At 65.7% G+C, this 23,023-nt stretch carries 15 protein-coding genes, 2 tRNA genes and 1 pseudogene; 7 read left to right on the forward strand and 11 right to left on the reverse strand.

Translation table 11 applies throughout. The features are described from left to right. Positions 1-11: 11 nt before the first annotated feature. Positions 12-1,468 (reverse strand): annotated as a pseudogene (locus tag PGB26_RS02015) (NAD-dependent succinate-semialdehyde dehydrogenase). 252 nt (positions 1,469-1,720) lie between these two features. Here PGB26_RS02015 and PGB26_RS02020 point away from each other — a divergent pair. Continuing rightward, on the forward strand, positions 1,721-2,263 hold the full coding sequence (locus tag PGB26_RS02020) for a hypothetical protein (RefSeq protein WP_271638636.1): 543 nt from the start codon (positions 1,721-1,723) through the stop codon (positions 2,261-2,263). 212 nt (positions 2,264-2,475) lie between these two features. Here the strand turns inward: PGB26_RS02020 and PGB26_RS02025 are convergent, their stop codons facing one another. The 3 genes from PGB26_RS02025 to PGB26_RS02035 all read right to left on the reverse strand — a co-directional run bounded on the left by PGB26_RS02025 (position 2,476) and on the right by PGB26_RS02035 (position 6,732). After that, positions 2,476-3,153: a hypothetical protein gene (locus tag PGB26_RS02025; protein ID WP_271638637.1), complete on the reverse strand. Its 678-nt coding sequence runs from the start codon at positions 3,151-3,153 to the stop codon at positions 2,476-2,478. A gap of 511 nt (positions 3,154-3,664) precedes the next feature. After that, the gene (locus PGB26_RS02030) at positions 3,665-5,338 is read right to left on the reverse strand and encodes a hypothetical protein (RefSeq protein ID WP_271638638.1); all 1,674 of its coding nucleotides are present in this window, start codon (positions 5,336-5,338) and stop codon (positions 3,665-3,667) included. Between the two features lie 224 nt (positions 5,339-5,562). Beyond that, on the reverse strand, positions 5,563-6,732 hold the full coding sequence (locus PGB26_RS02035) for a hypothetical protein (RefSeq protein WP_271638639.1): 1,170 nt from the start codon (positions 6,730-6,732) through the stop codon (positions 5,563-5,565). A gap of 213 nt (positions 6,733-6,945) precedes the next feature. Here PGB26_RS02035 and PGB26_RS02040 point away from each other — a divergent pair, with 213 nt between their 5' ends. The 5 genes from PGB26_RS02040 to PGB26_RS02060 all read left to right on the forward strand — a co-directional run bounded on the left by PGB26_RS02040 (position 6,946) and on the right by PGB26_RS02060 (position 15,542). Further along, positions 6,946-7,698, forward strand: coding sequence for a hypothetical protein (locus tag PGB26_RS02040; RefSeq protein WP_271638640.1), 753 nt, complete (start codon positions 6,946-6,948; stop codon positions 7,696-7,698). A 70-nt stretch (positions 7,699-7,768) separates the two neighbouring features. Next, positions 7,769-9,604: a hypothetical protein gene (locus PGB26_RS02045; protein ID WP_271638641.1), complete on the forward strand. Its 1,836-nt coding sequence runs from the start codon at positions 7,769-7,771 to the stop codon at positions 9,602-9,604. Positions 9,605-10,238: 634 nt separating this feature from the next. Then, positions 10,239-11,237: a tyrosine-type recombinase/integrase gene (locus PGB26_RS02050; RefSeq protein WP_271638642.1), complete on the forward strand. Its 999-nt coding sequence runs from the start codon at positions 10,239-10,241 to the stop codon at positions 11,235-11,237. A 208-nt stretch (positions 11,238-11,445) separates the two neighbouring features. Continuing rightward, entirely contained in the window at positions 11,446-12,345 is a 900-nt protein-coding gene (locus PGB26_RS02055) for a DUF4231 domain-containing protein (protein ID WP_271638643.1), read from the forward strand. Continuing rightward, entirely contained in the window at positions 12,342-15,542 is a 3,201-nt protein-coding gene (locus tag PGB26_RS02060) for a toll/interleukin-1 receptor domain-containing protein (protein ID WP_271638644.1), read from the forward strand. The genes PGB26_RS02055 and PGB26_RS02060 overlap by 4 nt, the downstream gene beginning before the upstream one ends. Before the next feature lie 249 nt (positions 15,543-15,791). Here PGB26_RS02060 and PGB26_RS02065 read toward each other — a convergent pair. The 6 genes from PGB26_RS02065 to serS all read right to left on the reverse strand — a co-directional run bounded on the left by PGB26_RS02065 (position 15,792) and on the right by serS (position 21,193). Continuing rightward, positions 15,792-15,880, reverse strand: a tRNA-Ser gene (locus PGB26_RS02065). 74 nt (positions 15,881-15,954) lie between these two features. Then, complete coding sequence (locus tag PGB26_RS02070) at positions 15,955-17,514, reverse strand: sialidase family protein (RefSeq protein ID WP_271638645.1); 1,560 nt, start codon at positions 17,512-17,514, stop codon at positions 15,955-15,957. A gap of 56 nt (positions 17,515-17,570) precedes the next feature. Beyond that, positions 17,571-18,854 (reverse strand): LCP family protein, encoded by a 1,284-nt coding sequence (locus tag PGB26_RS02075; RefSeq protein WP_333909431.1) that lies wholly within the window; start codon positions 18,852-18,854, stop codon positions 17,571-17,573. Positions 18,855-18,876: 22 nt separating this feature from the next. Beyond that, positions 18,877-18,961 (reverse strand) — tRNA-Ser (locus PGB26_RS02080). 124 nt (positions 18,962-19,085) lie between these two features. After that, entirely contained in the window at positions 19,086-19,880 is a 795-nt protein-coding gene (locus PGB26_RS02085; RefSeq protein ID WP_333909432.1) for an HAD family hydrolase, read from the reverse strand. Then, entirely contained in the window at positions 19,877-21,193 is a 1,317-nt protein-coding gene (gene serS, locus PGB26_RS02090; protein ID WP_271638647.1) for a serine--tRNA ligase, read from the reverse strand. The genes PGB26_RS02085 and serS overlap by 4 nt, the downstream gene beginning before the upstream one ends. Positions 21,194-21,269: 76 nt before the next feature. On the opposite strand from serS, the gene PGB26_RS02095 reads away from it, so the two are divergent. Continuing rightward, the gene (locus PGB26_RS02095; RefSeq protein ID WP_271638648.1) at positions 21,270-22,268 is read left to right on the forward strand and encodes a diacylglycerol/lipid kinase family protein; all 999 of its coding nucleotides are present in this window, start codon (positions 21,270-21,272) and stop codon (positions 22,266-22,268) included. A gap of 10 nt (positions 22,269-22,278) precedes the next feature. Here PGB26_RS02095 and PGB26_RS02100 read toward each other — a convergent pair whose 3' ends face one another. Further along, complete coding sequence (locus tag PGB26_RS02100; protein WP_271638649.1) at positions 22,279-22,992, reverse strand: hypothetical protein; 714 nt, start codon at positions 22,990-22,992, stop codon at positions 22,279-22,281. Between the last annotated feature and the right edge of the window lie 31 nt (positions 22,993-23,023).

The following is a 23,023-nucleotide window of genomic DNA, read 5'->3' on the forward strand; positions in this document are numbered from 1 at the left end:
ACGGTTAGCCCCTACCAGTCGACGGCGATGTACTTCTGCTCGAGGTACTCGAGTACTCCCTCGTGCGCTCCTTCTCGTCCGAGACCGCTCTGCTTCGAACCGCCGAACGGTGCTGCGGCGTCGGATGCGATGCCACGGTTCACGGCGACCATTCCGCTGTCGAAGGCTCGCGCGACCCTCATGGCTCTGCCGAGATCTGCACTGTAGACGTACGAGATGAGTCCGAAGATTGTGTCGTTCGCTCGCGCGATGGCTTCGGCCTCGTCAGCGAACGTGGCGATTGCCGCGACGGGTCCGAAGATCTCTTTCTGGATGATCTTGGCGTCTGCGGGGACTTCCACCAGCACCGTCGGCGGATAGAAGTGCACGACGGTGGGCACCTCCGTGCGTTGCGTGATTCGCCGTGCGCCGCGGGCGATGGCATCGTCGACCAGCTCTCGCACCTTGTCGACAGATTCCTGGTTGACCAGGGGCCCGATGTCGGTGGCTTCCTCATGGCCCGGTCCCACCGTGAGCGCATCGAACCGTGCAGCCAGTTCGAGTGCGAACGCCTCGGCGATGCTGTCGTGGACGAGGAACCGGTTCGCCGCGGTGCAGGCTTGTCCGCCGTTGGGCAACTTCGCGACCATGGCCCCGTCGAGCGCGTCGGCGAGGTTCGCATCGTCGAGGACCACGAACGGCGCGTTGCCTCCGAGCTCCATCGCCGGGCGAACGACCGTCTTCGCCGCTTCTGCGAGCAGAACTCGCCCGACTTCCGTGGAGCCGGTGAAAGAGAGAACCCGTACCCGGTCGTCCGCCAGGATTCGTGAGACTGTTCGACCGGCGGAGGTGGTCGGGATGATGTTCACGGTGCCGGCGGGCGCGCCTGCCTCTGCCAGGATCTGCCCGATGAGCAGTGCCGTGAGCGGCGTTTCCTTCGCAGGCTTCAAGATGGCGGTGCACCGGCTGCGAGGGCGGGAGCGAGCTTGCGGGTGGCCATCGCTGCCGGGAAGTTCCAAGGCGTCACCAACATCGCCACCCCGACCGGCTCGTACGTGGCGACAATGTCGTTCGCGCCTGATGGAGCCCGAAGGATGTGCCCCTCCAACCGCACGGCCTCCTCCGCGTACCAGCGGAAGAACTCCGCCGCGTAGGCAGTTTCGTTGCGGGCGTCCGTAAGGGACTTGCCGTTCTCCAACGAGATCGTCAGAGCCACCTCTTCGGAGCGTGCCGTCATGATCTCGTACGCGCGCCGGAGCATCTCCGCGCGGTCACGGGGAGAGGTGTTCTTCCACCCGTCCGCGGCGGCTGCTGCTGCCTCCACCGCCATCAGAGCGTCATCGACTGTGGCGTCGGCGACCTGCGCGAGTTCGCGCCCGTCGGAAGGGCAGTGAACGGCGAACTCCGCACCTGCGCTGCCGTCGCGGTACTCGCCGTTGATCTGCAAGCGGGTGAGGAATGTCGCCATTGTTGTCATCGTGTCAGTCATGAGTAAGTCCTAACGGGTGGTGGCCGGGGAGTACGCGGCGTCGAGGATGCCGCGCGCGGCTGTCTCATCGATGAGTCGCGGGCTGTTCTCGATGAGACGTCAGGATGCGAGGGAGGGCGCGAGGAAGCCGGCCCACGGCGGAAAGCGCGCCTACGAAGGACCGCGTGGCGTAGTGAGCTTGTCGAGCACGACCAGGTACCGGCAGGCCTGGTCGGACTCGTTGACGAACAAGCCGTCTTGCGGAGCACCGAGTTGCAGACAGTCGCCGGGACCGAGTTCCTGCACGTCCGCGCCTTCGATGAACCGCGGGTGTCCATCCAGCACCCAGATCTGCTGATCGATGAACCGGTAGGCCTCCGCGGGGTACGTCACCTCTGCTCCTGCCGGAAGCTCGACCTCGATGAGCTTCAGCGATGCGCTGGCCGGCGGAGAGATCGCACGTCGGACGTACCCGGTCTGCGGATCAGTCCATCAGGGCTGCTCCTCCCGCCGCATCAGCCGCACGCTCTCACCTTCGGCACGAGCAATGAGTTCCGACAGCGTCAAACCCAGCGCGTCCGACAGCTTCGCGAGGAGGGCCGCGGTCGGCTGCACTTCCCTGCGCTCCACGGAGAGATCACCCTGCGCCGCTCAGGACGACTCCTCCACCTCGGTATCGGCCGGGCCCACCCCCGCACCGAGGTCATCTGCCTCGACCACAACAGCAACGCCACCATCATCACCCTGAACACCGGCGAACTCATCGCCGAATTCACCCTCGACCCCACCAGCACCTACCAACGCAAAAACGACTGAACCCCCGGAAACCGGGGTTCAGTCGTTCGCGATGTCCTGAGACATCACAGTGGCGGAGACGGAGGGATTTGAAATCGCGCCGATGGCAATCGAGGTCAACCGAATCCGCACCAATCCGCGGGATCTGACGTCGCGGAGTACCGTTTCAATCAGGCCGACTTGGTTCAATTCGTGGCAATAACGTGGCAGGGATTTCGCCGTCGCCAACGTCGTCAGATGGCGAGGTTCGCCTCGATCACGGGCAGGAGCCGCTCCGTCTGCACGAAGAATCGAGCCACATCGGGGCCGATTGCGTGACAGACGCTTCGCATGTCTCGCCGGACCTTGCGGAGGTCGTAGCGATGGAGCGGTTCGAGATGGGCGACCCGGTTACGGAGGCCGTGGACGTTGGCGACGCGTGTGACGATGCTGTCTGCCGACCATTCGCCGGGCCAGGCCGCGAACGCGTTGCTGATGGCGACTGTCCACAGTTTCTGCTTCGACTTGTTCGCCTTCGAAGGAAGTATGTAGCGCCAAACTCCCAACGACATCTGCGCCAGCACATCATCGTGACTCACCGGCCGGTCGTGGTCTGCGGCGATGCGTCTCGCTCGCGTTACCGCTTTCGACAGTTCGCTCTGGTTCATCGCGCGCAACAGGTAGGGGTGCGGGCGCAAGAGCCAGTCCGCCCCCCCTGCGATCCCGTCGTTCCAGACGCTTAGCTCGCGATCGATGGCGTTGCGCAGGACGAGTTCGAAGACATGGATCGCCTCCATGGCGGCGCCCGAAGCGCGAACGTTCCACGCGAACAACTCGTGCGCGAGAGCGATGTCGCCCCCGGTGTCCGCGACGAGCCGCCGCAGCCGAGCGTCGCCGACAAATCGAGGACTCACAGGCTCAATCAGTGACACTCAGGCTAGACTAGACGCACAAACACCGGACGCTTCGCGGATCGGTGCTTACTCATAAGGGGCCCGGCGCAAGCCGAGGCCCCTTATCCTTTTCCGCACGTAGAGGTAGGCGGAGAGCGCAGTCGATGGCTAGGCCGAAGCGTCGCCGGCCGGCTCCATTTCTCTCGAGCTCCCGTTCGGGGCACCGGGGTGCGCGGTGCCGCGTCCAAGTGCTCGCGAGGCGGACGAGACCGTCGGCCAATCGGTGTCGTCCTACCGCCCCCTCGCTCTGAATGAGATCCGACGCCAACACCTCAGCCTCGTGCCATTCGCCTCTCAGGATGTGAGGATCGACCGCGTCGAGGTCCGCTGTCCTCGCGAACCACTCCAGGATCCAACTCGAATGATCGCGGACTCCCCGGGAGGCACACAATGCCCGCCGTTCCGACCGGTACACCCTGAAATGGGCGGCGGCGAGAACCCAGCTCGGCTCGGGGGAACGCTCTCGCGTGCGGATCTCGGCATGCGCCGGTCAGTTCGAAGGGTGGATCTCGTACGGGATGCCGCTCTCCCTGAGCAGTTCGAGCACCCTGGGGTCCGCGCCGACGGTTCCCGACTTCTTGCTCACATAGAAGGCGTAGTACACGCTCTTGATCTTTCCGGACTTGAGAAGCTCGGCGTCGCGGGCGATCTCTTCCCGGTCGTGCGTGCTCAACGGCGTGTACCCGGCCTTGACCTCCGCGCACGACAACTCCGTAGCAGCGCCGGAGCAGACATCGAACTTCCGCGTGGGCCGTAGGCCGCAGGCTGCGGTGCACGAGTCCGGCACGTCGACCGCCACCTGAACCTTGACGTTCTCGGCACCTTCAGCGTCCGGCTTCGCAGCATGGGCCAACTCAGCGTTTCGGCCGATTTCGTTACGAGTGTCCCCGGTGATCGCCGCCTGTCGCGACCCTATGGACGACGGCCGCTGCTGGACTTCCTCCATCAGGTTCGCCCGTTGCGTCGGGCCCATGTGGGTGAGATCCGCATCGGTGAAGCCGCGCGACGTGAGGTTGTCCCAATTGGAGCCCCACACCGCTTTGCGCAACGTGAGCTGCCAACTGTCGGGGACGTCGAGGTTGACGACCCACTTGTCGACCTGGACGCGGAGATTCGGCAATCGCTTGACGAACTTGACGACCTTGGGTGTGATGGCAGTCAGCCCGATCACGGGCACCAGGCCCAGCGCCGATAGCGTCGCATCGGCATAATCGCCACGTAGGGCCTGCGCGAGCGAGTCCCTGAAATCTCCGACGGCCCCTATCGCCTCGCCGACGCCGGGAACGAAGATCGTGCCACCTTGGGTGACGTTCCCAGCAAGCCAGGCGACGGAATCCCGCTCGTCCCAGGCACCGAAGACCGCGCCGGCGTAGAAGTCCTCAGCCCATCGCGCGGGGTCAGGAGGGATGGCCGGCTCGAGGGGATCGAACCCATCGGCCGCGTGCGAGATCTCGTAGTCGTCGTCATAGCCATCGCCATCCGAATCTCGTGCTCGGGGATCAGTGTCATACGTAGACACTTCGCTGAAGTCCGAGCGCCCGTCGCCGTCCGTATCGCGGGCCCACGAGTCGGTACCCAGGTCGTACTCATCGAGATCCGTCAGGCCGTCGCCGTCGGAGTCCGCAACCAATGGGCTTGAGATCGCGTCATAGGCGGCGCTCCCCGCCTCCAGGAGCACCCCACCGGCCTCCTCGGCATCGGTGACCCCGTCACCATCGGTATCCGGGTTCATCGGCTCGGTCCGATAGAGGACGCCCTCCGTCGTCCGCCACCCCTCTACTTCGGTCCTGTCCTCAAGCCCGTCGTCGTCGGAGTCTGACTTCGTGGGGTCGGAGATACCTGCGTAGATCGTCCTGCCCGGCGACTCGGAGACAGCCTCGCCGGCCTCTTCGGAGTCGGTAAGGCCGTCGCCGTCCGTGTCCGCGTTGTGCGAATCGGTGACATATACGGTGCCATCGCTAGTGCGCCATCCCGATTCCTCGACTGCATCGTCAAGCCCATCGCCATCGCTGTCGCGCGGGATCGCCACCAGCCCCGCGACCACAACTACAGCGACCACGACGCCAGCGAGCAGCGTCAGAAACCAAGCCAGCCGCCGCTTGCGAGTGGTCCTCCGGGGCGGCGCCAGGTCCTCCTGATGCGCCGGCTCGGCATGATCCTTCACCCGCCAATCATCCACCACGCCACCGACTCCAGGCTGACACGGTAGCCGTCGCCAACGCCCCAGGCGATTGCCATCTCTCAGGGTCATGTCTCGAGACATCACATCGAGACATCGGTGGCGAAGGGGCAGACTTGACGAGCCTGCGTGGCCAAGCACTCGCGAATAGGTTTAGGTTTCCGCCATAGATCTATCGCGTGAGCGCGGGTCGAATGACTAACGGCGCCTCACGCGGCCTGATCCTCCACCGAACGTGCACGGATTTCCTCTAGGACCAGACGCTCGCGCGGATTGACCTCCCCGTCGATCTCTGCGATGACAACGGAGGCGCCGACGATGTCGTCGAGGTCATCTTTCGCTGCGGCAACCAGCGACCAGACGTCCTCCGGATCGATATCAACGACCCCAGCGAGCCGATCGTCGACGATCTCATGGCGCTCGTGCGCTATACGCGTCAAATGGCGCAGCAACAACGCCTCGTCGTCGGAGACCTTGTCGTCCGCCTTGACCACGAACCAGGCCACCCAAAGCAGCATCTGCGGGTGCCGACTTCGCTCGACGAGTCGCTCCGCAGTCTCGAGCACACGGGCCTCGTTGCGGAAGATCGCTCGAGCATGCCTACCGGCGACCGCGGTCGTCCAGCGGTTCAGCACCACGGCGAGCGGGATGCCGACGAGCGGGATACCGATCTTTATTAGGTTGCGCTGGAGCAAGAACTTCCCGACGACTGGGAGGCTCTTGGCGGCGGCCAGCACAGGTCCCGCGTAGAACCGCTTGATAAGGGGTCGCATCAGCACAGGGACGGCCTTGATCGCGCCCTCGCGAACCGCCTCGCCGCTCTTGATCGTGAACGCGACGCGTATCAGCTTCCACAGGTCGTCCGGGTCATCCACATCGAGCGGCACGCGATAGAGCACTGCGATGTCGTAGGCAAGGCGAAGCTGCAGTTGTGAGATGTAGGCGATGTCGACCATCACCGTAGCGACCGCGGCTGGCACGGTCGCCGGCGAGGCCCCACCCAGCGACCCGATCGTCGCCGCAATGGCACCCGTGTATGCGGTCGCGGATAGACCTCCTTCGATCGCCGCGTACCGTGCGGCCATCTTGATCCGCTGATCGACGATCGCGTCCGCGGGCACACCGGCGTACTTGTCCTGGAAGTACTTCGCGTCGACCTTCTTCGCATAGCTCGACACGGAGATCGCGAGCAGTTTCGGGAACCATTGGCCATTCTTGATTTCCGTGAACCCGAGTCCTTCAACGAATTCGCGGAGGATATTCCGTTCGTCCTCAACGTGAGCGATCTCGTCGACGGTCGGATCGGTCTCAGACGACTCAAGATCAGCGACGGTGGCCGGGTCGCTTGGACTGGGCTCAGAATCTGTGAAACCTGGCATGCGTTTCATACTTCCAGAGCGGTGCGACATCGCCCTCACCACGCGAATCGTGTCCGCTTCGGGCACGACGCCTTTGCAGCGGCCTCACCGCACGAAGGGTGAGGCCTGGCACGCTGTTGGGCCCCGCCGATGTCCGGGCGATGGTCGATGCTGTGGAAGTATTCGTGCATGCCCTCGCGACATAGCCGTTGGCCGGGAACCCTGACAGTCTCAGTGCTCGTCGGCGTGGGCACGGTCTTCGTGGGCGCCGGAATTACCCAGCCCACGAACACTGTTGCGTTCTCGCTCGGCGCCGGGATCCGCAGCTCCCTTTCGGCCTCTCTGATTCTGGGCTTCTTCGCGACCCGACAGGTGGTTGACCAAGCCGCCGAGAAGCTACTCCAGCTCGAATCGGCCGCGGATGCTCGATCTCGCTACGGCGCGACACTGGTCGACGAGAAGTATGGACGGAAGCCGGAGTATTGGAGGCGGGTTACCACGCAGGCGAGCAAGCGGCTATACCTGATCGGGCACGCCCTCGACACCTGGGTTCAACCGGAGTTCCGAGAGAGCTTCATTGAGGCGATCGACCGAGTTGCGAGAAGCGGCGGATCTGTCTGCGTGATCACGCTTGACCCTTCAGGAAGCGCTCAGGATCGGATCGCCGACACGCGAGGCATCGACTATTCGGCGCGCATCCGTGAGACGTTACTCGCGATCGCCGAGGACTACGCGCGAGTTCCCAAGGGGCTCCAGGGGAACATAGAAGTTCGCCGGCTCCCCGAGTCGGAGCAGCCGTTGTACATGGCGGTGATCAATGATGTCAGCCTCGAGTACTCGACATACCTAATGAGGATGAGCACGAAGACGACGATGCACGCACCGTTCGCGATTAGCAGCCCGTTCGGAAGCACGATCCTCGCAGACTTCGGGGCCCTCCGCGAACGTTGCCCGCGGCTCGATCTGACCCAAGTTCGCTCGGACTAGAACGCGAACCAACGTCTGAGCAAGTCAACCCCGACCCGACCACCTCGAACGAGCAATTGGAGTTGTCCCGATGGCAGCAGTTGCCGGCATCGCCGCTTTCATAATCGCGCTGTTCCTTAGCTACCAGATCTTCCCGGACCCCGGCACCGGCGGACTGGGCTACGCCGGCGGACGATTCATCTTCACGATTGTCGTGACGATCGTGGTCTCGGTGATCGCCAGCAAGATCAGCAGCAACAGGCGCGCGGAGATGGAGCGCCATGAAGCTGAACTGGCACGGCAACAGGAACGCGATGAGAGAGAGGCTAAGCAGCGACGCACTGAAGAGTCACGGAAGCTCGAGGATGCACGGCGGTTGGGCGCTCTGCAGGACGCACGTGAGCGCGTGAACCACCTGCGATCGCTCCTGTTGCGCCGCGAGCAACAGCGGCGGGACTCAGCGCACAGACTCGGTCGCTTTGCGTTTGGCGTCGTGGACGACGAACTCCTCGCCAACATTGTGTGGGACAAGCTTGAGACTCGCGTCAGTGAGCGCTCCACAATCTCGGCTGAACAGATGGAGTCCCTGACCGGCGACCTCCACATCAGTACTTACCGAAACCCACGACGCGTGCTGGACCTCGAGGGTATGCAGTACGCAACGCGTCTGGAGGGTCTCTCCATCCACCCGATTGACGACGAAGTCGACTTGGATCCGATCGCCGGACTCGTCAATCTACGCCGTCTCGAGATTCGTGGAGGGCGGGGCATCGCAAACATCGACGCGATCGCAACCCTCGACGGCCTGCAGCGGCTCGCGCTTGCTCACCTTGCGAACGTTGGAGACTTCCGGCCGCTGGCAGGTTTGGAGCGACTGTCTCAACTCGAACTCACAGCACTGCCGGACTCATTGGAGTTCGACTCGATATCCGGTCTCCCTAGCCTCACCAAGCTCGTGTTGGGCGGCATGAGCCACTTCGGGGAATTGAGTGGAGTCTCGCACCTTCGGCATGTCACGGAGCTGGTTCTCTACTCCACCGGCGATCTCAACCACGTGTCGTCGCTCGCGAAGCTCGACAGGCTCGAGCGCCTGACCCTGGATGACATCCACCTCAGCGGCGCAAAGCAGGTCGCTCGACTGACCACGCTCACCTCGCTCTCATTGCGAAATGTCTCAGGGGTCGGCAATCTGGACGGCTTGTCAGCCCTAGGGAAACTTGAGGAACTCGAACTAGTTCAGGTTCGCCTCGATGAGTATCGGTACGAGGGCGGGAGCCTCGACCTCGGCCCGCTGTCAAGGCTGGCGAATCTCAGGAAGCTGCGACTGATCCAAGGGGATGGCTACACGACCTTCACGAACTGGGAGGCGGTCTCAAGCCTTCGAAGCTTGAAGAGTCTTGCCATTGAGGGCGATCTGGACCGAACCGCTCCGATGGAGGCAATCTCACACCTCGGCCGTTTGGAGGAGCTCAGCATCGCAGCGGCGATCCTGCCCGGTCTGGATGCGCTATCCGCGCTTACGCAGCTTCAGCGGCTGGAGATCGAAGGCGAGTGGATCGAGTTCGGGCCATCGAGCCTCCGGGATCTCAGGTCACTCGCCAGCCTTCCTATGCTCCGTACGCTCATCCTCGACACGTGCGGAGGCTGGGGCCTACTCGAAGACGTCGGACAGCTCAAGTCGCTCAGGCATCTTGAACTGAAGAACCTTCATCTTGAAGCTGACTACGAAGACCTGAGTCCCCTCGCTGGACTATCCGGTTTGCAGACCCTTGTCCTCCGCGAAAACTCGAACCTCGTCCGCGATCTGAGCCCGCTGGAGCGACTGCCGAGACTGACAAGCCTCACGGTCGTCTCTAAGAGCTACGAAGCACCTTGGGACACCTCCCGCCTCGCCGACAAGCCGGGCTTGACGATCAGCACCCGATAGGGCCGTCTCGCCTCGCGCGCTCGGGTAGGTCCGAATCGCAAGGGCCATGGTCCTCGACGACCTCGCAGTAGCACCAGGGAGACGGAGCCATGGCCGGCAGCAGCGGGGAGCAGGAACTCCACCCACATCAGAGCGACCTCTCCCGGACTTACCTCGGTTTGCTCGGAGTCGAGATAGACAGTGGCAAGGTAATCGCTCCTTCCCGCCCCCACCGTCGCGCGCTCGGCGAACGCCGGCAGAACCCGCGGTCGGCGAGACGTGTTCGTCATCGACATCGCCGCGCGCCAGACGTGCTCGATCACGCGGTCCTCGACGATACACGGCGGATGCATCTCAACCCGTACGTGGTTGATCACGTACACGCGGCGAGCGCGCCGCCTCCACCAAACGGCCGCGACGAGCACCGCGGCGACCACCGCGAGAACGACCCAGATCCACACATCCACCGCGAGCACCTCCTCGGGCTACACCCCAGGCATACCCCCGGCCGCGGACACGGGATGGGTCAGAACTCGCCGATCGCTATTCCGAGGCGCAGGTAGAGGTCGGTGACGGCTTCGTTGTTCACGCTGTATCTGACCCAGACACCCTTTCTGGATTCCCCCGCACCGCCGGCGGGTCGGCGAGCAACCGGGTGGTCGAGAAGCGTGGTTTCCTGACCAAGGCCGAGGCGGAGGCCTGGCTGACGACGGAGAAGTCCAAGCTGATCACCGGCGACTGGACCGACCCCCGCAAGGCGAGCGTGACAGTCGGCTCGCTTGCTCCGGCGTGGCTCGAGATCAAGCGGCGCACGCTCAAGGCGTCCGCCTACCGGCCGCTCGAGACGAGTTGGCGGCTGCACGTCGCTCCGCGATGGGCGAACGTTCCGCTGCGGCGCGTGGTCAACGGCGACGTCGCCGCGTGGCTGAGCGAGGTCGATCGTTCACCGTCGATCGTGCACCGCGCGTACGGCGTACTCAACGGCATCCTGAGGCAGGCGGTGGAGGACGGGCGACTGTCGCGCAATCCAGCTACCGGAGTCGATTCGTTGCCGCGCCGGCGCACGCGACGGATGCGGCGGTACCTCACGCAGGACGAGCTGCGACGAGTCGCGGACGCGAGCGGGTCGCACCGATCACTTGTGCTTACGCTCGGCTATTGCGGCCTACGTTGGGGTGAGGCCGTCGCGCTGAAGGTGGCTGACGTCGACCTCGAGCGCCGACGCATCACCGTGCACCGGTCCGCCGTCGAGGTGCACGGTCAGCTCCACATCAGCACGCCCAAGACGGATGCCGGCACCCGGCTCGTGCCACTCCCTGCGATCGTGGTCGACGCGCTGCGGCCGGAGCTGTCGGGGCGACGCAAGAGCGATCTGGTCTTCCCCGGCCCGACCGGCGACTACATGCGGCGCGTGCGCGCGTCGGCGGGCTCGAAGTCGTGGTGGAAGACTGCGCTGGCGACGACTGGCGTCGAGACGATGGTTCTTCACGACCTGCGGCACACCGCCGCGTCGATCGCGGTGAACGCCGGCGGCAACGTGAAGTCGGTGCAGCGGATGCTCGGCCATGCGTCGGCCGCGATGACGCTCGATCGGTATGCGGATCTGTTCGACGACGGGCTGGATCGACTACTCGGCCAGATTGACGGCGCATAGGATCGCTCGTTCGGGTGGGTAATGCAGCGATGAATCCCGGCTCAGTCGAACGTCCGGCATAATGTGCCCACAGGCGCACTCTGGGGGATGCAATGTCCGAAGCGGTATCGCGGTCTCGATCGTCGAGCGACCAGCAAGGGCTGGCGCAGCGCGCGAAGCGATGTCGGCCTCAGCCCTGCTTCGATTCCCTGGCGCGGAGGGCAGGCGGATGGATCCTCTGATCGGAAACTACCCGGCGCTTCAGCAGTCCGCGGCGGCGGCATCGCGCGACGCCCAGAGACACTACTTGCTCGCACTTCGAACTCGACTTGTCGGTCTGCTAGTCGCTGCATTCGGTGGCGGGCTCGTAATGTCCCTCGGATCGCCAACCGTGGGTGGATGGATCGTGCTGGGAGGGTTCTTGGTCGCGGTCGGGTCCGAGGTATGGAACGCGATCGAGAAGGCGGATCGCACATGGTACCAAGGTCGCGCTGCCGCCGAGTCCGCCAAGACATTGGCATGGCGATACGCAGTGCGAGGCGAGTCATTTGCATCCTCGCCTGCGGCGGATCAAGAGTTCGTGGAGCGTGTCAGGGAACTGCTGCTCGAACTCGGTGACTTGCTCCTTCCCTCCACGTCCACAACCAATCAGATTACGCCTGCGATGCGGGCAATCCGGGGGGCGTCATTCAACGAGCGAAAGCAGATCTACCGGGAAGGTCGGGTAGAGGCACAGCGGAGGTGGTACTCCGACCGAGCAAACGCAAATCGCATTGCCGCGCGGCGATGGACAGTCGCGTTGCTTGCGTTCGAAGTCCTGGGAGTTCTTGGTGGCACGTTGGTGGTCGCTGGCGTTGTGGAGGTCGACGTCCTCGGACTTCTCGCTGCGGCAGTTGCTGCCGGCACAGCCTGGGTTCAGGCGAAACAATTCAGAACGCTGGCAACGGCATATGGCTTGACGGCTCAAGAACTCGCCGCGGTCAGGGACCACCTAGATGCCATCGAGAGCGAAGCCGAGTGGGCAATGTTTGTAGGTGAGGCTGAGGAAGCGATCTCACGTGAACACACGACTTGGCGCGCTTCTCGTGGAGTGCGTCTACCGCAGGAGCCGTTGGGACCAGGCACATGAGCAAAGCCTCGGGCGATTCCCCTCGACACGACGAGCGCGACGCGAACATCAATCCTCGAACCCACGACTATGACTACGACGCGTTCATTTCCTACCGCTCAACTGCCAAGCGGCAAGCGCGCGCCATCAAGGCATCTCTTGAGACGATCGGCCGAATCGATGACCCCGAGCGAGGTTTCCGCGTCTTCCAGGACTCGACATCCCTTCGAAAAGGAGAACTGACGCGTGAGATCCATTCCGCCCTCGAGCGGAGCTGGTCTCTAGTCGTCCTCCTCGCGGCAGATACGGTCGAATCGTCCTGGGTGAATGACGAGATCGACCACTGGCTGAGGAACGGCGGATCCGCGGAACGCCTCTTCCTCGTTCGGCTTGACGACGTAGACCTGAGTTGGACGGGACACGGGTTCACGACGCCTTCCGCGCTCCCGCCTGCACTTCGGTCGGCATTTTCCGGACAGCAGACCTACACGAATCTGTCCCGAGCGCGGGGGCGGGTGGGGCCTTCGCTCCTGATCACTCTCTATGCCGCGATCAAGGGCCCGAGTACCGACCCAGAGGATGTGGCGTGGGACGTCTTTGCGCAGGCGCGCAGGCGACGTCGGTTGGTTACTGTCGTCGTGGCGCTGCTGAGTCTTCTCCTTCTGGCGACAACGGCGGCCGCAATCTGGGCGGCGGTTAGCCAACGCGCCGCGGAGGAGTCAGCGGCGAACGCGCGGGCGGAAGCGGACGCGGCTCAAGCCATACTTGCTGGCGAGTCTTCGGCCGTCCGGTCCGCGGAGCTCGCACTCACGGCGGCAGCGAGCGCGGATACACCTAGCGTTCGGGCAGCGATGCTCTACGCCGCGGATCGCGCGGGCGCGCTTCTCCACAGCGTGGAAACAGGCAACTTCAAGAGCGATGGCCTCTCCCTGCTCGACGGGCTAATCGCGGTCACTGGGACCACCCCTGATGGGAACGAACTGCGCGTGTATGACGCCGAAACGGGAAGGCTGATTGCATCAGGACCAGCCGCCGGCCAACTGACTTCTTTCCAGTTGCTTTCCCCCACGTTCGGCGTGGCGTGCCAGGACTACCTACCGTTCTCCGTGCGTGTCAAGGAGGGATCAATCGCACTTGAAGCCCTGCAGACGCGCCAGTCAACGCCTCCCGACACGGGAGGCGAAGGTCCCTTCTCAACATGCACGGTGGATCCCGCCACCGACGGGCTAGTGGTCAGCTACAGCTCAGCGTCCCAGGATGGATGGGTCGCTGGCACGGAGTGGGTGGCCGAAGACCAGACCTTGCAGATTATGGATGAGCTCGCCTTGCTCACGTCTCAGACACCGGATGTGCTGGCGCTAAGCGTCGGGCTTCGGACGGGGATCTTCGACCTCGACACGCGAGAGTGGTTCGACTTCGGCGACGCGCTGTCGATTGACGCGGTGCGCGACGTGGATTCTGATGGGACTTTCCTCGCGGTCACTGGTCCTGTGGATGCTCACCGTGGTTGGGCATTCATGCGAGACGATGGAGAGGGCTACTCGCTGGAGCCCATCGAGATCGACAGCGCCGTCCGCGACGTAGCCGCAATCGTTGCCCCACCCGAGTCGGGCAGCGCGTCGCGATTCACCGGTGACGTCGTGACAATATCTGAGCTGGGCGAGATTCGAGCGACGACTGCGTCGTCAAGTATCAGCTTCGCCGTTCCCGCCGGTTACGACCCCGCGACGGCGAATCGACCTCGACTAGTGCGAGTTGGTCCGTCAATCTATGTCGCAGTGTTCGCCAGCACAGCAGCTGTCATAGATCTGGCGCCGGACGATGTGTCCGCGAGTGGCTGGACCACTGCGCCGAACGGTTGGGCGTATCTCGTTGTTGGCGCACCGGTGGCCCAGGCTACGTCAGAACTCCGAGACCCGGTGCTGGATGTATGCGACGACAGAGTCATTCTGCGTGGGGAGGCGTCATCTGGCGCCTTCGGCAACCTAATTGTTTCAGCCGAAGGAGACTATCGTTTGATCGAGTCTTGGACCGTCGGATTCTCGACTGACTGCGCTATCTCTCAAGCGGGCCCAGAGGCGATGTGGGTCGGCCACGACGTCTCCGACGACATCACATCCACCGAGGGTGAAGTAGCTGGCACGACAATTGCCAGTCAGGAGTACCTCGTGCGCGCGTCCGCAAACGGGCAGCTACTCATCTACTCCCGCGCGAGCGGATCTCATGCGTGGAAGTGGGCGCCCGACTCAGACCGAGTCAGCTACCGCGGCGGCTACGGTGACGGTGTCGCCGTGACCAATGACGGCGTTAGGTTCCTCGACGCCGGGAAGCAGATTGCGTTTGTCGAGGCGATGGTTGAGGAGGCGCGGCTCGCCACTGCGCCTGATGCTCAATCGGCAGTCCTCTACTCCGCGAATTGGTCCGAATTGCCCGCCCAACTTGTCACGCCAGATGGGGTCCGCGAGGTCCCCGCCTGCAACGACGCCATGTCCGTCACGTACGTACCCTCCGGCGACTTCGAATCGACCCGGTCCGATGCAGAGGACTACGCGGCGGTTGGGGTGCTTGAGGCTGACGGCGAACTCAACTCAACAAAGGTTGTCGAGTGTCTCACGGGCCTGCGTTGGGAGGGTGTAGACCCCCGATGGGTGAGCACCTACTCGATCGACGAGCAGGGCGGAGTAATCACGCTGCGCGATCCCAATCGCGGGTACGTCCACATCGGATGGACCAACGATCAAGCACCAGCGGTGAGTGTGTACTCTCCGAGCGAAGATTCCCCGATACCAGAACCCGGTTCAGTCTCCCAGGCCGGTCAGCCAGTCTGGAGCCGTAGCGGAGACTGGCTTGCCTACAGCGAAGGCGAAGTCGTCTTGCACGCCGAGGACAACGGTTGGAGGGAACCGACGCAGTTGAACTGGCAGATCTTCATGCTCCAGGGCGTCGCTTTCCTCGATGAGGGACTCTTGTTTGGCGTCGGCTACAGCGGGGACTTCAAGATCATCGAGGCGAACACGTTGCGCACACTCGTACGCGGAAAACTGCCTGTCGAGCGGGTGGCATACCTCGAGGCGAGCGCCGGTGCAGGCGTTGCGACCGTCCGTCTAGAGACGACTGACATACCGCCCACGGACGACGGGACGCTGACGATTCCAGTCTCTCGGGACAGGCTTCGGGATGTGCTGTGCGAGATTCATCGCTTGGCCGTCTGCGAATAGCCAAGCGTGGAGTCCACGGAACCGCCCCTGTGGGACTACGAAGTGGCGGAGGACTGGACACCACATCGATGCCACGCGAAGCGGGGAGGGGATGTGATGACGTCTCAGGACATGGGTGACAGTTCTGGGACATCACACTTCGTCTGAGTTGCGCGATTCGTGGCAGAGACGTGGCAGAAACGCCCCTCACACCCCGCAGGAAGCAGAAAACCCGCGGAATTCCGCGGGTTTCGAGCCAGGATCTGAGAGCGGAGACGGAGGGATTTGAACCCTCGGTCCCCTTGCGAGGACTCCACCTTAGCAGGGTGGTGCACTAGGCCTGACTATGCGACGTCTCCAGGCACCCGGTTTCCACTGGATGCGCCTTGCAATCATAACGGTTCTGCGGGGCTCCTACGAATCGAGCGCGTGTTCAGCCGATCGGGCGGCCCGTCGCGCAGTCGAAGCGCAGCTCACGCTCGAGCCCGAGCTCGGGCACGGCGAATCGCGCCGTGACGACGCCCGCGGCGATATCGGCATCGTCGACGGTGAGTGCGGGGTAGGGCTGAGAGAACAGCAGCCGCCCTCCGGCGGGGATGTCCTGCGGCGGGGCGCTACCGCCCGGATGCTCGAGCACGACTCCCCACGCGCCCGCAGCCGCGGGCACGCGCACGCGCACGTGGAAGGCGAGGATGTCTCCTGCGCGCAGCCCCGGCTGCGGAGGCCCGTAGTTGCGCAGCTGCGCCTCGCGGGTGCCGAGGATCATGCCCCCTGCCGCCCCGTAGGCCTGGCCGACTTCCTTCCACGCACTCGCGGCGACGCCTCCCGCGTCGACGGGGTAGACGTGGTGTTCGCCGACGTGCACCCACTCGTCGGGCAGTCCGGGCGTGATCGAACGCAGGATGACCTCGAGGGTGGGCACGGGCGGTGCGCCGACCCGGGCGGCCTCGGGGTCGATCGGGCCGGCATCCTGGATCTGCGGCAGGCTCACGGTGGTGAAGACGATCTCGGAGTATCCCTCCCGCTCGTACAGCACGCCGATGCGGCCGTCGGGCAGGGCGGCCGCGCACGAGTAACCCGAGCTGCCTTCGCAGATCACGTGCTGATGCGGCCAGGTCGCCCCACCGTCGAACGACAGGCTCACCGCCGTGTTGCGGCGCATCTCGGGGTCGAGGTTCGAGGTGACGAGCAGTGTTCCGGGTGGCGTCTGCGCACCCGCGAGGGCGAGCAGCGACCCGTTGTCGCTGGGATCGGGAAGTCCGGCGACCTGCTCGACGGCGCTCCACGTCACGCCGCCGTCGGTCGAGCGCGAGGCCAGCCGGCGCGGCGTGCCGCGCGAGTGCAGCAGCAGAGACCCATCGGGCATGACGGCGATCGACGACTCGTTCGTGCCTCCGCCCACGGCGGCTCCCAGCGTCCAGGTGTCGCCGTGATCATCGCTGTACGCCGCGGCCGCGGTGATCTCCCCGCCATCCAGCAGCACCATGGGCTGCACGAGACGCCCAGCGTACCGGCCCTCGTCGACGCGCACGCCCGTGCCGGATGCGGCGAAGATGCCCGTGATGCCCGGCCGCTTGAGCTGCGCGGTGAGGCGCCGGTGCGTCCAGGTGAGGCCGTCGTCGTCCGACACCGACACGTCGACGTGCTGCACCTCGTCGACGGGCTCGGTGCCCTCGACGGCTTCGAAGAAGCCGGCCCGCGTGCCGGCGGCGTGGAACATGAAGATGCGCTCGGTCTCGCTGTCGACCAGCAGCGACGGGTCGCCGAAGCCCTGCAGCCCGGTGCCGGTGCGCACGACTTGCTGCGACCCCCACGTCACGCCATTGTCAGCGCTGCGCCGCACCAGCAGGTCGATCGGGCTGGGCAGGTCGTCGAGGTTCGGACGGCCGTCGTAGGCGGCGAGCAGAGTTCCGCGGGCGGTCACGGCGAGCGCGGGAATGCGGTACTGCGCGTACCCGCCCTCGCCGCGGCGCGCGATCTGGAGGGTGGTCACCAGACGATGCTACCGACTGATGCTGCCGGGCCGAGTCCCGAGGCACCTCCGCGCGATCAGCGACGGACGTTGCCGTTGGAGCAGGTCTGCACTGCGGCCGAGTTGCCCCTGATCGAGCTGGGCAGCTGTGCGACATCGTCGGGCACCGGAGCAGTCGACTCCGTCGCACCTGGATCGGGAGCCTCGGTCGCGGGCGCCTCGGGGGTCGCCGGAGTCTGCGGCTCCTGCACGACCACACCGTCGTCCTTGGTGTTCTGGTGCGTGATCTGCAGCTGCTTGTTCGCGGCGATGGCATCCCACAGGGCCGTGGCCGCCTGCTTGTCCGGCACGACCTTGTTGGGGTCGCTGGGATCGGTGGCGGTCGGATACTGCACGAAGACGATGTCCTCGAACGGCACGCTCTTGACGGCGAGGGCGATCTGCACGATCTTCATCGGGTCGGCGAGCGAGGTCGAGGCCTCGAGGTTGTTCAGTCCTGTGTCGGCGAGACGCAGCATCGTGGGCACGTTGCCGAGCACCTCTCCGCTGATCATCTTGCGGGCCAGGCTCGACATGTACTGCTGCTGATTGCCGATGCGGCCCAGGTCCGACCCGTCGCCGACGCCGTGGCGCGTGCGCAGGAACTGCAGCGCCTGCATGCCCTGAATGGTGTGCGTACCCGCGGGCATGTCGAGGCCGGTGTACTTGTCTTTGATGGGGTTCGCCAGGCAGACCTCGACGCCGCCGATGGCGTCGGTGATCTCGATCACGCCGCCGAAGGTGACCTTCGCGGCGAACTCGATGTCTTCTCCGGTGAGCTTCGAGATCGTCTGGGCGACGCAGTTCAGTCCGCCGCCTTCGCCGCCGTGCTCGTAGGCGACGTTGAGCGGCTGCTTGCTCATGGCCGACTTCGTGTTGCCGTCTGCATCGGTGCACTCGGGGATGGGCAGCATCAGGTCGCGCGGGAAGCTGACGGCGGTCACCCGACGCGGCTCGGCCGAGACGTGCACCAGCAGGTTCACGTCGTTGAGCGTCCCAGCGGCGTCCTTGCCCGTGCAGCGCTCTCCGAAGAGATAGGCGTACTTCTCCTCGCAGGTGTCGACGCCGGCGAGGAGGATGTCGAATCCGCCCGGATACGCCCCGATGTCGGGCGGGAGCTCCTTCGTGTCGTCCAGCTCGACCGCGTTGGCCGTCACGGTGTTCGTGAAGCTGCTGAGCACGTACCCCGCGACGCCCACGCCGCTCACGAGCACGACGGCGAGCACGACGCCGACGATCTTGAGCAGCTGCCCCACCGCACTCGGAGACCGCAGCTGACCATGGCGCGCCACGGGCTGGCGCCGTTTGACGGACGTGCTCACTCGGGGGCCTTTCGACATGAAGCGGAGGGTGTGGGATTCGAACCCACGGGACATTGCTGCCCACTGGTTTTCAAGACCAGGTCCATCGGCCGCTCGGACAACCCTCCCGACGCCGGTTCGCACCGGACGGTCAGTCGTCGAGTCTATCGGTTTCGCGGAAGCCGATCAGGACGACTCATTCTTTCGCGGCCGCCTGGGGATCTTCTGGGCGGGGCACTCGCGCGGGCGGGCTCAGAGGAGGGTGCGCAGGGCGGATGCCAGACCGCCGTCCTCCACGGCGTGAGTGAGCTCGCCGGCGGCATCCTGCACCTCCCCGACCGCCTGCCCCATGGCCACCGCGCGCCCGCCGCCGGCGAGTGCCCAGGCGAACATGCCCAGATCGTTGCGACCGTCACCGGCCACGAGAACCCTCTCGCGCGGCACGCCGAGCTTCGCGCGCACGCGCTCGAGCGCGCTCCCCTTGTCGACGCCCTTCGGCGCGATGTCGAGCCACGCCGTCCAGCCGACGGCGTATGACACCTCGTTCAGCCCGACCTCGGCGACGATCCGCTGGAAGTCGGCCTCGTCGTGCTCGGGCGAGACCACCACGATGCGCGACACCGGCTGCTGCATGAGCTCGTCGAACTCGACCCGACGGCCGGCGTCGAGCGTCCAATCGTCGAGCACTTCGGTGTAGAGCCGCTCGCCGGAGGCGAGCTCGACCATGTACCGGGCTTCGGGCAGGGTCTCGCGCAGCAGCGTGAGCACGGGGGCGGGGTCGAAGACCTCGACGCGCCAGCGCTCCCACCCGTCGACGGTCCGGCGCATCACGACCGCGCCGTTCGAGCACACGACGTATTCGGCCGTCATCCCGAGCTCGTCGACGAAGCGCTTCGTGCCGCCCCAGCTGCGCCCGGTCGCGATCATGACCTCGTAGCCGGCATCGCGCACCTCGGCGACCGCAGCGGCGACGCCGGGGCTGAGCGTCTCGTCCTGCAGCAGGATGGTGCCGTCGACGTCGAGCCCGACCAGGCCGCGCGACCTCACTCGGCGCCCTGCGTGACGCCGGGCTGCTCCGACCAGCCGGTCGGCCGCAGCACGTCGATGCCGCCGAGATACGGGCGCAGCACCTCCGGGACGGTCACCGAGCCGTCGGCCTGCTGGTGGGTCTCGAGGATCGCGACGATCCAGCGAGTGGTGGCGAGCGTGCCGTTCAGCGTCGCGACGGTGCGCGTCTTCGCCGGCGCCGCGTCGTCCGACTCGGGGCGGTACCGGATGTCCAGGCGCCGCGCCTGGTAGGTCGTGCAGTTCGAGGTCGAGGTGAGCTCGCGGAACGCACCCTGCGTGGGCACCCACGCCTCGATGTCGAACTTGCGGGCCGCGCTCGACCCGAGGTCGCCTGCGGCCACGTCGATCACCCGGTAGGCGAGGCCGAGAGCGGTGAGCATCTCCTCCTGCAGCGCGACGAGGCGTTCGTGCTCGGCCTCGGCGTCTTCGGGAGTCGTGTAGACGAACATCTCGAGCTTGTTGAACTGGTGCACCCGGATGATGCCGCGGGTGTCCTTGCCGTATGAGCCGGCCTCGCTGCGGTAGCACGTCGACCAGCCGGCGTACCGGTGCGGGCCCTGGGCGAGGTCGAGGATCTCGTCTTTGTGGTAGCCGGCGAGGGGCACCTCGCTGGTGCCGACGAGGAAGAGGTCCTCCTTGTCGAGGTGGTAGACCTCGTCGGCGTGCTCGCCGAGGAATCCGGTGCCCTGCATGATCTCGGGGCGCACGAGCGTCGGCACGATCATCGGCGTGAAGCCGTTCGCGAGCGCCTTGTCCAGCGCGAGGTTCATCAGGGCGATCTCGAGTCGCGCACCGATGCCCTTCAGGAAGTAGAAGCGCGAGCCCGAGACCTTGACGCCGCGCTCCATATCGATGGCGCCGAGCATCTCGCCGAGCTCGAGGTGGTCGCGCGGCTCGAAGTCGTAGGTGGGTACATCGCCCACGCGGCGCAGCTCGACGAAGTCCTCCTCGCCTCCGGCGGGGACTCCGTCGATGATGACGTTCTCGATGCGCTCTAGGGCTGACGCCGCAGCATCCGCCGCCTCGTTCGCGGCCTGCTGCGCGGCCTTGACGCGATCGGCCAGCTCTCTGACCTGCGCGACCAGTGCCGCCTTCTCGTCCTTCGGCGCCTTCGCGACCGTCTTGCCGAAGGCGTTCTGCTCGGCGCGCAGCGACTCGAAGGCGCTCAGCGCGTCACGACGCGATCGATCCGCCTCGATCGCCGCATCGACGGTTTCGGGCGCGTTGCCGCGCGCGATCTGTGAGCGTCGGACGAGCTCGGGCTCGTCGCGGAGGAGGGCGAGATCGATCATGGGGCAAGTCTATCGACGGCCCCGGGCGCGCTCGGGCGGCGATCACCCACCTGCACGCAGGTCGTAGAGTGGCGGCATGTCGGAATCGAGGAGCGAGCGCGCGCACGCGGCTCTCATCCTCAACCCGGTGAAGGTCGACGCCGAGCGGCTGCGCTCCGGTCTGCTCTCGCTCTCCCGGGCGCACGGGTGGGCTCCCCCGCGCTTCTACGAGACGAGCATCGAAGATCCCGGCCAGGGGATCACGCGCGCCGCAATCGATGAGGGTGCCGCCGCCGTCCTCGCTGCGGGAGGCGACGGCACGATCCGTGCGGTGGCCGAGAGCATGGCGGGAACGGGCATCCCGTTCGCCGTCCTTCCCGGCGGCACGGGCAACCTCTTCGCCCGCAACCTGGGCCTGCCGCTGCTCGACGTCGAGAAGGTGATGCAGGCCGTCTTCACGGGCTTCACCTACCCGGTCGACATGGGATGGGCACGCCTGAACCGGCCCGACGGCACGATCAGCGAGCACGGCTTCGTCGTGCTCGCCGGCATGGGCCTCGACGCCGACATGATCGCCAACACGCGCCCCGACCTCAAGCGCTCGGTGGGCTGGGTCGCCTATCTCGACGGCGCCGCCCGCTCTCTCCCTGGCGCGAAGCCGTTCCGCGTCGTCTATCAGGTCGACGACGGCCGACTGCACTCGACCAAGGTGCACAGCATGCTGTTCGCCAACTGCGGTGCTCTACCTGCGGGTATCGCGCTGCTTCCGGATGCCTCACTCGACGACGGCGCGATGGACATCGCCCTCATCCAGGCCGCGGGACCGCTGGGTTGGCTGGGCATCTGGCGCAAGGTGTGGTGGGACAACTCGGTGCTCAGGCGCACCCGCGCCGGGCGACGCGTGCTCGAACGGCGCGGCAGAGACGCATCGATCCGGTACCTGCGCGGCGCCGAGGCCGATGCGGCCATGATCGGTCCGACCTCGATCGAGCTCGACGGCGACGAGCTCGGCGTCGCCGTGCGGATGGTGTGCCGGGTGCAGCGCGGCGGTCTGACGATCGTGCTGCCCGAGGGCCACGACACCTCCGGGTTCTGAGCCCGGGCCGTCAGCCTTCCACGGTGACCTTGCCGTCGAGACCGCCGCCGACCAGAGTCAGCTCGAAGGGTCCGTCGGCGCGGCCTTCGGGAACCGCGAGGGGCGTCAGGCGCGGAGCCATGTCCATCGTGCAGGGGCGATCGATGTCCTGGAACGTGACGGTCGCGCCGGCATCCGTCGCCTGAACATCGTCCACGATCGGCGGGCACGAGCCCGACCCCCAGGTCAGCAGCACGATGCCGTCGTCATCGAACCAGCTCGCCGACGGCTGATAGTCGGTCTGCCCCTGCGGCGCCGCGGCGAGCGCCCCGAGGCCGGCCGTGTCAGTGCGCCGTCCGTGCACGATCTCGACCTCGACGTCTGCGGTGACATCCACACCCTCGGGAACCGGCACCGTCAGCGCTCGCGGGGCCAGGTCGTCGGTGCACGCCTTTTCGCCGCTCGCGGCGAGGGTCACGCGGATGCCCTGGTCGATCTTCGCGACGTCGCCCAGCGTCGGGGCGCAGGACGACGATCCCCAGGTCAGCACGGCGATGGCGCGACCCCCGTCGAGCCACGCCACCTCGACCTCGCTCACTCCGTCGGCGATCGGCGGGGTCGAGACCTCGTTCGGCGTGCGGGAGCTCGTCGGCACGTCCGAACCGGGGGTGCCGGCGCACGCCGCCGCGAGCAGGGCGACGGCGGCGAGCGCCGCGACGGCGGAGGATGCGCGGAGGGGTCTCATGCCTTGATGGTGTCACGCCCGCGACGATCGT

Origin of the sequence: Microbacterium sp. nov. GSS16, from assembly GCF_028198145.1 — a bacterium.
Classification (GTDB): domain Bacteria; phylum Actinomycetota; class Actinomycetes; order Actinomycetales; family Microbacteriaceae; genus Microbacterium.

Bases quoted from the DNA above. Each gene is read 5' to 3' on its own strand.
- PGB26_RS02035 (WP_271638639.1), bottom strand. From the start codon at position 6,732: ATGCCAGGTTTCACAGATTCTGAGCCCAGTCCAAGCGACCCGGCCACC.
- PGB26_RS02045 (WP_271638641.1), top strand. From the start codon at position 7,769: ATGGCAGCAGTTGCCGGCATCGCCGCTTTCATAATCGCGCTGTTCCTT.
- PGB26_RS02055 (WP_271638643.1), top strand. From the start codon at position 11,446: ATGGATCCTCTGATCGGAAACTACCCGGCGCTTCAGCAGTCCGCGGCG.
- PGB26_RS02060 (WP_271638644.1), top strand. From the start codon at position 12,342: ATGAGCAAAGCCTCGGGCGATTCCCCTCGACACGACGAGCGCGACGCG.
- serS (WP_271638647.1), bottom strand. From the start codon at position 21,193: ATGATCGATCTCGCCCTCCTCCGCGACGAGCCCGAGCTCGTCCGACGC.
- PGB26_RS02095 (WP_271638648.1), top strand. From the start codon at position 21,270: ATGTCGGAATCGAGGAGCGAGCGCGCGCACGCGGCTCTCATCCTCAAC.
- PGB26_RS02100 (WP_271638649.1), bottom strand. From the start codon at position 22,992: ATGAGACCCCTCCGCGCATCCTCCGCCGTCGCGGCGCTCGCCGCCGTC.